Source organism: Streptomyces sp. NBC_00306, from assembly GCF_036169555.1.
GTDB classification, from domain to species: Bacteria; Actinomycetota; Actinomycetes; order Streptomycetales; family Streptomycetaceae; genus Streptomyces; species Streptomyces achmelvichensis.
The window spans coordinates 86,048-100,522 of the sequence record NZ_CP108032.1; the positions used below are offsets into that span (position 1 = coordinate 86,048).

Sequence of the window (14,475 nt, forward strand, 5' to 3'; positions counted from 1 at the left end):
ACAGCGGCGTTCCCCGACACGGAGCCGTGCTGGGCTGCCGGTCACCGCGATGCGGAGCGACAGTACGGACCAAGGTGCGGAAGGGTCGACTGCGGACCCCGACTCCGGAGCGCCGGATCCTGCTCGTAGCGGCTTACTGGGGTACGACCTTGACGCTGCGGCAGCTCGCGCAACTGCTCGGGGTGTCGAAGTCGGCCGCCCATCGCACCGTCGGCCACCCCCTTCATGACTGCCGTCTGAAAGGCGACGGCGTTCACACCGCCATGCCAGACATCGCCCGGCTGCACAACCTCGCCCTCACCGGCAGCTCCCGCCCCGTACGAGACCAGCGAGGCAGGGAGGCGGCTCCCCGCCTCCCTGCCTCGGAGAATGCTCAGTCGACACAGAATTCGTTGCCCTCGATGTCCTGCATCGGGATGCACGACTCGTTTTCCTCATCCGCATACAGCGTTTGCACGTGGGTGGCGCCGAGCGCGACCAGTCGTGCGCACTCGGCTTCGAGCGCGGCGAGGCGCTCGTCCCCCACAAGCCCGGTGCCGACCCGGACGTCGAGATGCACCCGATTCTTGACGACCTTGCCTTCGGGGACGCGCTGGAAGTACAGCCGCGGGCCCACACCCGAGGGATCTGTGCACGCGAACCACGAATCCCGCTGCTCAGGTGGCTGCGAAAGGTTGAAGTCATCCCAAGTGGCAAACCCCTCCGGCGGCGGCGGTGCGACGTACCCCAACACCTCGCACCAGAAGCGAGCGAGGCGCTCAGGTTCGGCGCTGTCAAAGGTGACTTGGAACTTCTTGATCGCTGACATCGGCGCACCATAGCAGGCAGGCTCTGCCGGTCATTTCCCAGACGGATCCGCCCGAAGGCTGTGCTCGGAACACACCCGGATCGGCCCGGAACCCGTGACAGGGCGCGGCGCGGACGGATCGTCGCGGAGGACGCCGTCGGGCACGCCGCCCGGCACGGGGACTGTAGGGCTCCCTTTGATCTTCCTTCGACCGTGCAGGTTGGTTGGCGATCAGCAGGGTGATACCGGCACCGCACCCGCGTTGGATTCAGGGACCGGCAGAGACAGCAGCACGGTTGCGCAACCATGCTGCCTCTGTGGCTGTCAGATTCGGGTCGGCCAGTTTGATGTTGAGCGCCTCCTGGAGTCGCGGTGCGGGATCAGTTCCGCAACTGCCCTGGACGGCTCGCAGAAGCAAGCCCCGCCCCAGACGTGCGACGACGCCGGGGACATCAGCGCTGCCGACGGTCACGATGGTCATCGCCACATCGGCAGCGGGATCACCAGCGCGCGCGTTGCTCCAGTCGATCACCACGGGGCCGTGCGCCGTCAGAACGACGTTGTCCGGATGCAGGTCCAAGTGCAGCACTCGGTCATTGCCTGCGGTGCCGAACCGTTTTGGCAGCCAGTTCGGTGCCGGCAACGCATGGAGCCGATGGTGGAGGCGGCCCAACGCGCGGCCAAGGGAACGTACCTGCCAAGGGCGTTGGGCCAATGCCTCCAGCATCGTCGGGCCGGTCAGCCGCTCAAGAACCATGTCGGTATCGGTGACCTCGTACACCTTCGGCACCGGATACCCATTCGCCGCCAGATGAGTCATCAAGCGCGACTCGAGGTGGGTTGACCGCCCCTCGTGCCGGTACCGGCGCAGCACCTTGGACTCATCCAGGGCGAACACGTCAGCGTCCCGCCCCCGCGCGATCAACTCCATGCCGGGCATTCTGTCTGAGCGATACATCGCCTGCCAACAGGGCGCATGCTGCCTGATGCGGCACCAATTACCAGATGCCGTCGATGACTTCTTCGAATGCCGGTCGCCAAGGTGGTCAGCGCTGGACATTGCCCTCCAGGGCAGCCCCGGGGGTGTTGTCCAAGAGAGAGCGGGGCGGACCCACTTCTGTGCATGCGCGCTCTGGTTGACCCGACTGGTCAACCAGAGCGGCGAGAAGACGGTGCAGGCGGCGCATTCGCCCTCGGGGCGGGGTGCCACCCGGCGTCGGGTCAGCGGGTGGCGAGGAATTCGAGCGTGTCGATCACGCGGTTCGAGAAGCCCCACTCGTTGTCGTACCACGCGACCACCTTGACGTGGCGGCCGTCGACACGGGTGAGCTCCGAGTCGAAGATCGACGAGGCGGGATTGCCCACGATGTCGGAGGAAACGAGCGCGTCGTCCGAGTACTCGAGGACGCCGGCGAGCGGCCCCTCCGCTGCGGCGCGGTACGCCGCCAGCACGTCGTCGCGCGTCACGTCGCGGGCGACGGTCGTGTTGAGTTCGACGATCGAGCCCACCGGAACCGGTACGCGGATCGAGTCGCCCGACAGCTTGCCCTCGAGGTTCGGCAGCACCAGGCCGATCGCCTTGGCGGCGCCGGTCGTGGTCGGCACGATGTTGACGCCCGCGGCCCGGGCGCGGCGGGGGTCGCGGTGCGGACCGTCCTGCAGGTTCTGCTCCTGCGTGTACGCGTGAACCGTCGTCATGAACCCGTGCTCGATCCCGGCCAGGTCGTCGAGCACCTTGGCCAGCGGGGCGAGCGCGTTGGTGGTGCAGGAGGCGTTGGAGACGATCGTGTGCACGTCGGGGTCGTAGGCGTCGGTGTTGACCCCGAACGCGAGCGTGACGTCGGCGCCGTCCGACGGTGCGCCGACGAGTACCTTCTTCGCGCCCGCGTCGAGGTGGGCGCGGGCGGCCTTCGCCGAAGTGAAGCGGCCGGTGGCTTCCAGGACGATGTCGACGCCGAGTTCGGCCCACGGCAGCTGCGCCGGTTCGCGCTCGGCCAGCACCCTGATCCGGCGGCCGTCGACGACGAGGACGTCCCCGTCGACGGTCACCGGGCGCCCGAGCCGGCCGGCGGTGCTGTCGTAGGCGAGCAGCCGGGCGAGAGCGGCCGGCTCCGTCAGGTCGTTGACGGCGACGATCTCGAGGGCGCTGTCGCGCTCCAGCAGGGCGCGGAGCACATTGCGTCCGATGCGGCCGAATCCATTGATGGCGATGCGAGTCATGAGTGATGTCCCTTCCCTTCGCCACCAGGGTCGCCCTCGGCTCGCGCCGCTGACAGTGGCGGGATCGCCATGGTTCAAAAGGATCCCGCCAGGCAGTGCCGGGCGGGTCACTCGCCCCGTGTGAAGGTGCTCCGGTACTCGCTCGGCGTGGTGCCGAGGATGCGCTGGAAGTGCAGGCGCAGGTTCGCACCGGTGCCCAGCCCGACGTCGGCGGCGATCTGTTCGACACTGCGCTGCGAACGCTCGAGCAGTTCGCGGGCCAGGTCGACGCGGGCGCGCATCACCCACTGCATCGGCGTGTAGCCGGTCTCCTCGACGAAGCGCCGGGAGAACGTGCGCGGCGAGACCTCGGCCTGCCGGGCCAGTGTGTCGAGGGTGAGGGGGTCACCGAGCCGGTGCAGCGCCCACTCGCGGGTGGCGGCGAACCGCTCACCGAGTGGCTCGGGGACGCTGCGCGGCACGTACTGGGCCTGGCCCCCGCTGCGGTAGGGGGCGGCGACCAGACGCCGGGCCGCATGATTGGACGCGGCCACTCCGAGGTCGCCGCGCAGGATGTGCAGGCACAGGTCGATACCGGAGGCGGCGCCGGCCGAGGTGAGTACGCTGCCCTCGTCGACGAACAGCACGTTCTCGTCGACCTGCACGAGCGGACGCCTGGCCGCGAGTGCTCGTGTGTAGTGCCAGTGCGTCGTGGCACGCCTGCCGTCGAGCAGGCCCGTGGCGGCGAGCGCGAAGGCTCCCGTCGAAATGGCGGCAAGCCGCGCGCCCCGGTCGTGGGCGGCGATCAGTGCGTCGACGACGGCCTGCGGCGGGTCGTCGCGGTCGGGGAACCGGTAGCCGGGGACGAAGACGATGTCGGCCCACGCGAGCGCGTCGAGGCCGTGGGCGACGTGGTACGCGAGGCCGTCGCCACCGGTGACGAGACCGGGTGTCGCCCCGCACACGCGCACCTCGTACGGCATGCTCGCGCGGGTCGTGAAGACCTGCGCGGGAATTCCGACATCGAGCGGCTTCGCACCCTCGAGCACAAGGACGGCGACGCGACGCAGGCGGGAGGCTGGCACAGGATGAGGTTACGTGGGGCGCGACGTCGATACGCCCACCACGCGCACGGGCAGACAACACAACGGCGCGCCGCCTTCCACCGCGCGGACGACGATATCGGCCCTCGGACCGCCCCGTATCGTCAAGGCCGGCCTCCTCAACACCCCCGGCCACCTCCACGCGCCGCCGCCGAACAGCGGGCCCTCGGCACGACTCGACCCAGCAAGGAGCGCGGGCATGGGTTTGCGGGCCATCGTGACGTTCGACGCCGCGACCGGCGGCGGGGCCGGGAACGGACTCGCCTCCTCGTACGACGCGGCTCTGACGGGTCCCCTGAAAGACCTCGTGGAGCAGGAGCCTCGGGGAAGTGCCTACTCGGCAGCGGAAACCCATGCCGATGAGCGCGCGGCGCGGATGGACTTCGGCCTTGTCTCGACGGGGTGGAGTGAAATGCGTCAGGAGCTGTTGCGCGAGCCCGAGACCGCATTCGTGACGCTGTGGAGTGAGTCTCTGGACACGCCCGCCGCCCATGTCAGAAGCTCCAGCATCAACGTGCGCCGCCCGAACATGGGGGGACGACTGCTCCTCGGTGATGCGCTGGGCAGTCCGGGCGACCCCGCGTGCTGCGACGGTGCCGTGGCGCTTCTCGTCGCCGCGCTGGACGCCGTGAACCCGGCCTTCGCCTGGCTGGGGGACGACGGTCCGGCCACCGACGACACCCATCTCGACTGTGTGCCGGGCCGCAGGGTGCGCGACTCCGTACGTGAGACCAGAACGATCCTCCGGGGCTATTCCTGGACCACGGTGTGCCCCGAGGAACTCTCGCAGAGGCTGGGCGGCCCCGAGGCCCTGGCAGCGACCGGGGCGTTTCACCGGATCGTCCCGCTCACCGTCGGCGGTGTCGTACTCCAGGCGACCAGAACGGTGGCGGACTGCACGGACGACGCCGCACGCCGGGTGTTCGACGCCCTACGGCCCGTCCTGCCGCCCGGGATGCCGCAGTTCGACCCCTCCCACCGTTTGCGCCCACGGTCTGCGCCCGCGTGGCACACGCCACGTCAAGCCCAGGGGCCCAGCATCGCCTAGCGGCGCGCCAGCAGCACTCCGCCGAGCGTGCGCGCGGCCGACGTAAGCGTGGGGTGGGTCTCGACAATGAAGCCGGCCTCATCGAGCCAGGCAGCCACTTGAATCGGCCGGCGACGACGGACGTAGGACTCCGGCCAGCTCTCGCCGTCCTCCCGCGGCTTCGGCGGTGACGCGTCGCCGACATGAAAACCGAGCAGCAGCAGACCGCCGGGCCGCAGCACCCGACGGAAGCCGGCCAGGACCGCGCCGATCGCGTCGTCGGGGACGTGGATGATCGAGTACCAGGCGACCAGGGCGGCCAACGCGCCATCCGCTAGGTCGAGTTGAGTCATCGACCCCACCTCGAATCGCAGACCGGGATGCTCACGTCGCGCCACCTCGATCATCCGGGGCGACAGATCGATACCGAAGGCGTCCACGCCCAGATTCCTCAGGTGGGCGGTGATTCTCCCGGGCCCGCAGCCCACGTCCGCGACGGGCCCGCCGCCGCGCGCCAGCACCCACTCGGCGAACAGCGCCATGGCCTCCCGCTCGGCAGGCAGTTCGGCAAGGAGGTTGCGCACCTCGTCCGCGTAGCTGGTGGCGTCGGCATCGTAGGACGCACGGGTGTCCGCCAACCACCTCTCGGACTCTGGTCCTTCATGTCCGGTGCTCACACCCGCAGGTTAGCCCAGGAGCCGGTCGCCACATCGAGTTCCCGTAGCTACTGAGGCGAGCCTCGACCGATAGCTGCCCTGACCGCCAAGCACCCTGCGCGGCCCGGTCATGGTGCCCGCTTCTTCATCCACGAGATGTCCTCGCCGCTGTGTCCCAAGGACCCGGTTTGCCAGGCGTCCGCATCGCGGCGGGCATCCCGCACGTCGCGTCCCATCGCCGTTCCGCTGCGCATACGGCTCCTGCGCCCTCGGGCTCTCCAGTCGACCCATGATGCGAGCGCGATGAGCGTGAGGAGAGGCACCAGGAAGAACCACATGATCCGGATGATGCCGTGGTCCGGCAACACCACGCCAGATGCCGAACATCAGAAGGGGTGGGCAACTCGACTGCCCAGACGCGGTCTTGGCAGGCCGACGGCGGCCGGCACGGCACCTTCGCCGGTAGCCCGTCCGGTCTTCCGTCGCCAGCTGAAGCACGGCCACCGCGACCGCGATCCGCTCGATCTGCGACGCAGCCCTCCGCTGCTCCACGCCTTGGGCGACCGTGGCGACCACGATCAGGGCGGGAGCTGCGGCGGCCGCGGCCGCCACCCGGTCCCCGGCAGCCGGCAGGGCTGCCCCGCCGATGCGGCCGGGCAGCCCATGTGATCCGGTTCCTAGGCGGGGTCGCCACCTCGGTTGAGGTACGCGTCGACCGAGCCGTCGCTCCCGACGGCCAAGTAGTCGTCGCGACCGTCACCGTCCACGTCGCCGAATCGGACGTTCTTGGAGCTGGTGACGCCCGAGGCGGTCCGTCCGCGCGGCGCCCAGCCGGGTGTGCCGTCCGGCTTGTCGCCGCCCTTGTTGATCCAGACGTCGACCGCGCCGTTGTCCTGCAGCGCCCAGTAGTCGTCCTTCCCGTCGCAGTCGTGGTTCTGCAGCCGGAACTGGTTGCCGAAGTCGCGGGTCACGCCCTGGGCGATCTTCCCTCGCGGCACCCAGCCCGCCGCGTCACCCCGGTCACCGCCGGTGTTCTCCCAGGCGAACATGGCGCCCCTGATGGGGCTGAAGTTGACCACCACGTAGTCGTCCTTGTCGCTGCCGGCCACGTTGCCGAAGATCACAACGCCGTGAGCCGCCTCGGCCGTGCCCTTGGCGAAGCCCTTGCGCACCGACCATCCCGGGGTGCCGTCCGGCCGGTCGCCGCCCTCGTTGATGTAGGCGTCCACCGCCCCGGTGGCTATGTCGACGACCAGATAGTCATCCCTGCCGTCACCGGCCACGTCGCCGAACTCGAGTCTCTGCTTGTACGGGTCCAGGCCGACGCCCTTGGCGATCCGTCCGCCGGGCTGCCATCCCGGCTTACCGTCCTTGTCGCCGCCCCGGTTGTACCAGACATCGACCGAACCGCCTTCACCGATCGACAGGTAGTCGTCGCGGCCGTCACCGTCCATGTCGGCGAACCAGACGTTGCGCTCGGGCCGACCGACACCGGCCGCGAACTTCTGCCGCACCTCCCACCGGTCCTGGCCGCCGGTGCAGGACGCCGGAGCGCTGCCGGACGGGGCGGTGATCAGGTCCTGAAGCAGTGCAGTGGCGATGCCGGCGACGAACGCTTTGCCGATCTTGGCGTAGCCGGCATCGTTGGGATGCAGGTCGTCGTACATGTCGCTCGCCTCCAGGAAGCCGTCCATGTCGGCCAGGACGACCTTCTTGCCGGAGCTTCGCTTCGACTCCACCAGGGAACGGACCCGGTTGTTGTAGTCGTCTATCCGAGCCTGGTCGCCGGCGTCCGACTTCACGCGGACCGCCGTCGCCACCACGACCGTCACGCCCGGTACGTCGCCCAGGATCTGGTCGACCAGAGCACTCAGTCTGGGAGCGGCCACCTCACCCGGCTCGTTGTCGCGCGCCACGTTGTTGGTCCCTGCCATGAGCGTCACGACGTTCGGCCGGAGCCGAGGCAGCGACGTTGCCAGCCGCTCGGCGACCTGCTCGATCCGGTTACCGCTCACGGCCTCGTGCTCAGGGTCGGGCATGTTTCCGTTGCGCCGCGACCCCACCATGTCCAGTGACCGCTTGGGGAAGGAGATCGGCCACCAGGCCGCACTGATCATGTCCAGCAGACCGCGGTGGAGATCGTCCCGAAACCCGTTTCCGTCAAGGCTCCGGAACCCTTCGCTGATGGAGTCGCCGGCCACCGCCAGTTCGAACCCCGGCAGTTTCGCAATATCCGCCGACCCACGGATCGCGCCCATCCACGTCGCATCGTGGTCCGACTGAGTCCGGGGAATGGGTATGCGTGTGACGGCGGGGTTCTGCACCACCGACGACGAGACGAAGTAGTCGTACTCCCGCCGACTCGGCCATCGAGTGGGGAGCCCGGGATGGTACAGGTGGGCGCCGTTCGGGAAGGCCGCCTCATTCGTCAGGTTCGCTGGAATGCGGTTGAAGTCGGCCCCCACGGTAAAGCTGTGCTGACTGTTTCCGCCGGCGTCCACCCCTCCCCAGGTGCGCACGGAGTCACGGATCTGAGTGATCATCGCCGACGAATCATTGGGACTGCCGCCGCGCGAACTTGCGTGCCACGTGAAGTACCAATGGTCGCCGAACCGGACACCGAGCGCAGCCCGCCCGCCCTGGCCCGGAACAACCCGCAGCTCGTCAGGCGTCCCGTTCGTCACGATCAGCGAGTTGACCCGGCCCGCATTCGTCGGGTTCTGATCGGTCTGCAGATAGTAGACGTCGTACGGCCCCTCGGGCCGACTGCTGGTTCCGGGGTTCCATGTTCCCTGGGTGATCCGGTCACCGTCTGCCGTCACATAAGCCGCTTGTGAAATGGCGCTGCCAGGTGGTGTCGATCCCGCTTCCTGAAGAAGCGCGATCTGGGCGCCGCCGTTCATGAACTGCCTGAGCGAAGCCCACTTGCTGCCGTCCCCCTGCCCGTCCATGTTCCAGGTGACGATCGGCGTGGTCGTCAGTGGCCGGTCGTCGGCACGGGCGGTGGCAGGTGACACCAGCGACAGGAGACCTGCCGTGATCGCCAGTACGGCGATCAGAGATATCTGTCGGGCATGTCTCAATACATTCAAAACCAATCCCCCTTGCTTCATCCCTGCGTGACGTCACATAAGGCGCCCGTTGCTCGGCCTCACCGGCGACGGTGCCTTCGTCATGTGCGGGTCGCGACGTCGGTGACCGCTGCTCACCGGGACCCGGACCGAGATGCAGGCGATCAGTACGACGTCCGCGCCAACATCTCTGGCACAGACGCGACTTCGCAGGTTGCCCCACCGAGGCGGTGGCGCTGTCCACAGCTTGCGGGGACCGGGTGATCACAGGCCAGCCGCCCGGGACAATAGGGAAGGTGGAACGCTGGAACGTGCTGTGAGCTGGGCAGATGGTCCCTCCCCGGAACGCTCGCCTGGAACGGCGGAGCGAACGGGCGGATCCGAGAAGCGGCAGGAACGGCAAGGCCGACGGGAGTCTGCGCCTGCTCATTTCCAGGTGGTCGCGGTACCGGAGGCCATGCAGCGCTCGCGTCCGCCGGCTGCGAAGCTCAGATCATGCGTCGCAGCGCGGTCTCGACGGCATCGATCAGCGGATCGCCTTCGGATCGTGGGTGCCGTGCGAGGCCGAGCTCGACGTCCGGCAGGGTGGGCAGGGCGTCCGTGTCGTGGCATGCCATGGCCGGCTCGAGGTTCGTGGGCATGAGCGCCGCGACGCCGAGCCCTGCCCGCACCGCGGCGAGCACACCGACCAGGCTGTTGCTTTCGAACGCCACTCGCCAGGGCCGATCGCCACGTTCCAGGGTTTCCAGCACGGACGTACGCCACGAGCACGTGTTGGAGAACAGCACCACAGGCAGCGGATCGGCAGTCACGTCCACGCCCTGGCCGATCGCCCAGACCAAAGGGCGGCGTACCGTCCAGCGCGGCGGTCCGGGAACGGCCGGCACCTCGTTGAGCACGAGTTGGACGCGGCCTGTGTCGTAGGCCTCCCGCATCGCGGCGTTGGACATGCTGAGCACCTCCAGGGTCGCGCCGGGGTGCAGCCGGGCAAGATCGGCGAGGGCCTGCGGAAGCTGGGACGCGGCCAGGTCTTCGAGCAACCCGACACCACAGCGGCCGGTGAGCGTGCGCCCGGTTTCGGCAAGTGCCTGCGCGGAGAGCGAGAGGATGCGTTCGGCGTACGGCAGGAGCTCCTCGCCCGCCCGGGTCAGCGACACACCGGACGGTGATCGGTGAAGCAGTGGACGGCCGATGGCCCTCTCGAGCTTGCGCACCTGCTGGCTGAGTGCGGGCTGAGTATGTCCGAGCGTGGTCGCGGCGCGGCTGATGCTGCCTGCCCGCACGATGGCGACGAAGGACCGCAGCAAGGAGATTTCAAGATCCCTGGCCATAACAATTCATTATGTCAGCGCCAGCAAATGAACCACTACCTATGACCTGAGGGAGAATCTAGCGTCAGGCGAGTGACCGGATACCGACAGCTACTCGCTGTGCCGGGGCTGGCATCGCTGTTGGGCGTTTCCTTTGTCGCCCGCACGGCGATCACGGCTGCCGTGATGGCACTGACGATGCATGTCGTCCTGGGCCTGAACATGAGCTACGTGGCAGCCGGCGGTGTCGCGGCGGCTCTGACCACCGGGCTGGCGCTGGGCGGGCCGCTGCTCGGCCGCATGATCGATCGGCGTGGCCTGCGTACGGTGGTGCTGACAACTGTCGTTGCCCAGGCCGTGTTCTGGCTGGGCGTGCCAATCCTGCCGTACGAGGCTCTCCTGGGTGCCGCATTCACGGCGGGGCTGCTGATGGTGCCGGCGCCGCCCGTGACCAGGCAGGCGATCGCCGCGATGACCATGGCGGAACAGCGCCGTGCCGCGTTCGCGCTGGAATCGGTGCAGGGCGAACTGTCGTACATGGTGGGCCCGGCGATCGTGATCCTGTGCGCCGCCAAGGTGTCCCCCGGCGTGGTGGTATGGGGACTCGGCGTCGCGATCGTGGCCGGCGGAACCGGTATCGCCGTGCTCAACCCGCCGCTGCGATCCGAGGACGAGGCGGGTGCCGGCGCGGCCGAACGGCCCCGGCGACGGGAGTGGCTGGGCGTCGGCATGGTCGCCGTACTGACGATGGCGTTCGGTACGACGACGCTGCTCAGCGGCGTCGACCTCGCCATCGTCGCCACGCTCGATGAAGCACGCCAGGTGTCCTGGGCCGCCGCGGTCGTTGCTGTACTCGGCCTGACCTCTGTCGTCGGCGGGCTGATCTACGGCGCGCTGTCCCGGTCGCTGCCCACATGGCTACTGCTCGGTCTGCTCGGGCTCGTGACGATTCCCGCAGGGCTTGCCCACGACTGGCGCTGGTTGTGCGTGGCCGTTGTCGGCACCGGATTTCTCGCGGCACCGACGCTTTCCGCTGTGGCCGACGCGGTGAGCCGACTGGCGCCGGCCGGCGTGCGGGGTGAGGCGACAGGTCTGCAATCCTCCGCGCAGAGTGCGGGTTTCGCGCTCGGATCCCCGATCGTCGGCGTGGCGATCGACGTCTCCGCACCGGCGGGCGGCTTCGCGGCGGCCGGGCTGGCCGGCCTCGCCGCCGCGCTGACTGGATTCCTCCTGTCCCGCCGCTGTCCGTCACCTCGGCCGCCCACCTCGGCTCGTCACGAGTCGAGCGTCTCGACGCACGGCACGTCCCCTAGGTCCCCCTGAGGCAGCGCGCCGTGGGCCACCACGCAGTCGGGCGGAACTCCAACTGACGTGGCCCTCCGGCTGAACCGTGCCTCGAAGCGCCCGGAACCGTTGAACTCATCGGGCACCGACCGGTGTTCACCGCCCGACCGAGCGCAGCAACCCGCCTCCGGAGCAACCGTGAAGAAGTCGTACGTCGCGCTCGCCGCGACCACCCTCCTGGTCTCGGGTTGCGGCACCGCCGCCCCGCAGCCGCAACGCGCCGACCGTGCCGACTGGGGCGAGCCATACGGCGTCATTGCACACATGGACGACCGCCACGGCGGCCCTCACATCACCATCGTGAACACCGCCGGGCAGGCGGTCGAGTTCCTGGCACGCCCGGACGACTACACCCGCTGCTCCGTCGACGAGCGCTACCCCGAATGCGCCGGCCGGACCCCCGGCCCGTAGGCGACTCGCCGGCACCCCTCTCCCTGTCCAGGGCCGGAAGGCGATCCAGCCGTCGTCCCACTTCCGGGCATTGGCCTCGGAGAGCATGACGTCGGGCCCGGCGTGGGCCGCTTCGCGCGATCGCAAGACCGGGTGTGCTGACAACCCGCAAGATCGCGGACGTACGAGAAGGACCTCACTGCGCTGCCCACGTGGCGCAGCACGTGCTTCTTCACCGGGAAGGGCCTGCGCAAGCGCGACGTCGCACTCGCCGCGCTCGGCGGGACCCTGAGCAACGTCGCCCGCGCCGACGGCGGCACGTCGCGGCCTGGCCCCTGACCGGGTTTGGTGTGGCGCGGGAGCGGGCCGTCAGGCGGCATGATGACGGTGTGACAGAGGACCAGGGGTGGGACACGCTGTTCGAGGACGGGCCGCAGCTGCCGTGGCGGGTGCGCGGAGGCTGGCTCGAAGGGCTGAGCCTCAACCGCGGCGCGCCGGACGACGTAGTGATCCGGCTGTTCGACCACGGCGTGGATGCATCCCTGGCGCGCGGGCAGTCGGAGGCGGTCGTTCTGGCGGCCATCGAGCATCCGGACCGGCAGGTGCGCGCATACCTCGCCGAGTGGCAGCCGGGCATGAGTGCCGCGCAGTGGACGGCGCTGATCCTCGCCGAGCCCTCGGCGCCACACCGCGCCGTGCTCGTGCGGCGGGCCGGGCGTCGCGCAGCCGGACTCACCGCGCAGGGGTACGCGCGGCTGGCCGCCGATCCCGCGCCGGATGTCCGCGCCGCGGCCGTCGACCTGCCCGGGCTGCCGGCGGCGCTGCTGACCGCACTCGCCGCCGATCCGGAAGGCGTGGTGCGGGCGGCGGCATGCGGGCCCGCCTGGGCCACCTTGTCGAAGGCCGAACGTGACACGTTGCTCGTCGACGCCCATACCTCTGTCCGCAACGCCGCGCTGCTCCGACACCACCGAGACCTGCCCTTGCCCCGGCCGGTGTTCGAAACGCTGGACCAGAAGGCCGCCGCCGAGAGCTGCCGACTCGACCGCGCGCTCGCCGAGGAGCTGACCCGGCACGAGGACCTGGAGGTGCGGCTTGCCGTCGCAGGCAATCCGCACATGGACGCCGACCTCGTGCTGTCCCTCGCGGCGGACCCTGAATACCGTGTGCGCCTGCGAGCCTCGGTCCACCCTGGTCTGAACGAAAAGCAGCGCGCGGCCGTGATCCCCTCGGACCTCGACCCCACTCACCTGCGATACGACGTACCGTGGGTCCTGGCCCGCCACGAGGACCCCGAGGAGATGCGCCGGCTGGCGTCGTCCGTCCATCCGGCGCTGCGCAGCAGCGTCGCTCGCGCACAGCGGCTGCCACCGGACGTGGTGGAACGGCTCGCGCGGGACGAGGACCGGGTCGTACGGCTCTTCCTCGCCGAGTCATGCGACGACGCGCCGGGCTGGATGCTGCTGGAGGTCTGGCACTGGTGGACCGGCAGCTTTTCGAAACCCGACAGGCCCCGTGGTCACCCCAACTTCCCGCGCGCCGGGCTGCTCCGGTTCGCGAAGGACCCGAACCCACGGCGGCGCCAACTCGCCCTCGACGATCTGCGATCCACGGCCGAACTGGTCGAGAGGTTCGCGCTCGATCCCGATGACGAGGTGCGGCGCAGGGCGGCGCAGGATCTGCGGCTCTCTCCCCGGTCCGTGGCACAGCTGCTGGACGACGCGAACGACGGGATCCGGCACTGCGCGGCCATGCACCGCGCCTTGCCCGTTCCTGCGCTGATCCGGCTGCTGCGCACACCCGGAGCACCGCCGTTCGGGATGTCTGCGGCTCTGAATCCCGCCATCCCCGGCCCGATCATGCACCGCATGATCGACCTGGCCGCCGCCGGTCCGTGACGGTCACGCACAGCCGGCCGCGACGGCGCGATCCCACGCTCCGAGCGGCAGTTGTGCCCTGATCTGGCGTCGTGACGGTTGCTGAACGACATGGGCACACCGGGAACCCGACCTCCTCAGGGGGAATGCACGTCTCCTGGGTCTCGCAGGGCCCGCCGGCCGGCTCGGGCCAAGTCACCGTGACAGGTAGCGCGATGACGTCCGTAGTGTCAGAGGCGAACGGTACGCTCCCTCGAGTGACGAGCGTCAGCGCACGTGAATCCCGGCTGAACCGGCTGTGGGGAGCCGTTTGCGCCTTCGCCGGGATCTTCTTCCTCTTGTGGGCGCTCTCCTGGCTCCATGCGAGCGTGCTCAATGAGGACCTCCAGAATCACTGCGCCGACGTGCATACGTCCCGCTTCCCGTTCGAGAAGTCGTGCACGCATGAGGACGGCACCGTTGAGGGAGCGAACAGCGTGACCTTCGACGGGATCTTCTTCGGCTCGATGTCTGCCGGAATCGCGTGCCTGGTAGCCGCGTTCATGACCGAGGCGGTCAGGAGGAGATAGGTCCTTCGAATAGGTCCATGAACAGCTCAGGGGCAAGTGTGAGTCACTGATCACCCATCACGCCCTGTACTGCGGCGTCGCGGGTCTTGGGCGATGCCCCTGGCGGGGATGTCGGTCGGTGCTGAGGCTGCGAACGCCTCCG

12 protein-coding genes are annotated in these 14,475 nt (G+C 69.2%); 5 read left to right on the plus strand and 7 right to left on the minus strand.

From position 1 onward, the window contains the following. Nucleotides 1–373: 373 nt before the first annotated feature. From OHA05_RS00415 to OHA05_RS00430, 4 genes are all read right to left on the minus strand, one after another. Entirely contained in the window at nt 374–808 is a 435-nt protein-coding gene (locus OHA05_RS00415) for a VOC family protein (RefSeq protein ID WP_328859387.1), read from the minus strand. A gap of 247 nt (nt 809–1,055) precedes the next feature. After that, complete coding sequence (locus tag OHA05_RS00420; RefSeq protein ID WP_328859388.1) at nt 1,056–1,718, minus strand: aminoglycoside phosphotransferase family protein; 663 nt, start codon at nt 1,716–1,718, stop codon at nt 1,056–1,058. 290 nt (nt 1,719–2,008) lie between these two features. After that, a complete protein-coding gene (gene gap, locus OHA05_RS00425) occupies nt 2,009–3,007 on the minus strand; it encodes a type I glyceraldehyde-3-phosphate dehydrogenase (RefSeq protein ID WP_328859389.1) in 999 nt (332 codons plus the stop codon). A gap of 107 nt (nt 3,008–3,114) precedes the next feature. Further along, nucleotides 3,115–4,071, minus strand: a complete 957-nt coding sequence (locus OHA05_RS00430) for a GlxA family transcriptional regulator (RefSeq protein WP_328859390.1) — start codon at nt 4,069–4,071, stop codon at nt 3,115–3,117. A gap of 217 nt (nt 4,072–4,288) precedes the next feature. Here OHA05_RS00430 and OHA05_RS00435 point away from each other — a divergent pair, with 217 nt between their 5' ends. Further along, entirely contained in the window at nt 4,289–5,137 is an 849-nt protein-coding gene (locus tag OHA05_RS00435; RefSeq protein WP_328859391.1) for a hypothetical protein, read from the plus strand. Here OHA05_RS00435 and OHA05_RS00440 read toward each other — a convergent pair. The 3 genes from OHA05_RS00440 to OHA05_RS00450 all read right to left on the minus strand — a co-directional run bounded on the left by OHA05_RS00440 (nt 5,134) and on the right by OHA05_RS00450 (nt 10,150). After that, entirely contained in the window at nt 5,134–5,793 is a 660-nt protein-coding gene (locus OHA05_RS00440; RefSeq protein ID WP_328859392.1) for a class I SAM-dependent methyltransferase, read from the minus strand. The two genes, OHA05_RS00435 and OHA05_RS00440, sit on opposite strands and share 4 nt — an antisense overlap. A gap of 656 nt (nt 5,794–6,449) precedes the next feature. Continuing rightward, nucleotides 6,450–8,864 (minus strand): GDSL-type esterase/lipase family protein, encoded by a 2,415-nt coding sequence (locus tag OHA05_RS00445; RefSeq protein ID WP_328859393.1) that lies wholly within the window; start codon nt 8,862–8,864, stop codon nt 6,450–6,452. A 467-nt stretch (nt 8,865–9,331) separates the two neighbouring features. Next, nucleotides 9,332–10,150, minus strand: coding sequence for a LysR family transcriptional regulator (locus tag OHA05_RS00450; protein ID WP_328859394.1), 819 nt, complete (start codon nt 10,148–10,150; stop codon nt 9,332–9,334). Between the two features lie 96 nt (nt 10,151–10,246). Between OHA05_RS00450 and OHA05_RS00455 the strand changes: the two genes are divergently transcribed. From OHA05_RS00455 to OHA05_RS00470, 4 genes are all read left to right on the plus strand, one after another. After that, nucleotides 10,247–11,476, plus strand: coding sequence for an MFS transporter (locus OHA05_RS00455; protein ID WP_328859395.1), 1,230 nt, complete (start codon nt 10,247–10,249; stop codon nt 11,474–11,476). Between the two features lie 159 nt (nt 11,477–11,635). Then, a complete protein-coding gene (locus OHA05_RS00460) occupies nt 11,636–11,908 on the plus strand; it encodes a hypothetical protein (RefSeq protein ID WP_313948500.1) in 273 nt (90 codons plus the stop codon). Nucleotides 11,909–12,276: 368 nt separating this feature from the next. Then, a complete protein-coding gene (locus OHA05_RS00465; RefSeq protein ID WP_328859396.1) occupies nt 12,277–13,785 on the plus strand; it encodes a PE-PGRS family protein in 1,509 nt (502 codons plus the stop codon). Between the two features lie 236 nt (nt 13,786–14,021). Further along, nucleotides 14,022–14,333 (plus strand): hypothetical protein, encoded by a 312-nt coding sequence (locus OHA05_RS00470; protein WP_328859397.1) that lies wholly within the window; start codon nt 14,022–14,024, stop codon nt 14,331–14,333. Nucleotides 14,334–14,475 lie beyond the last annotated feature (142 nt).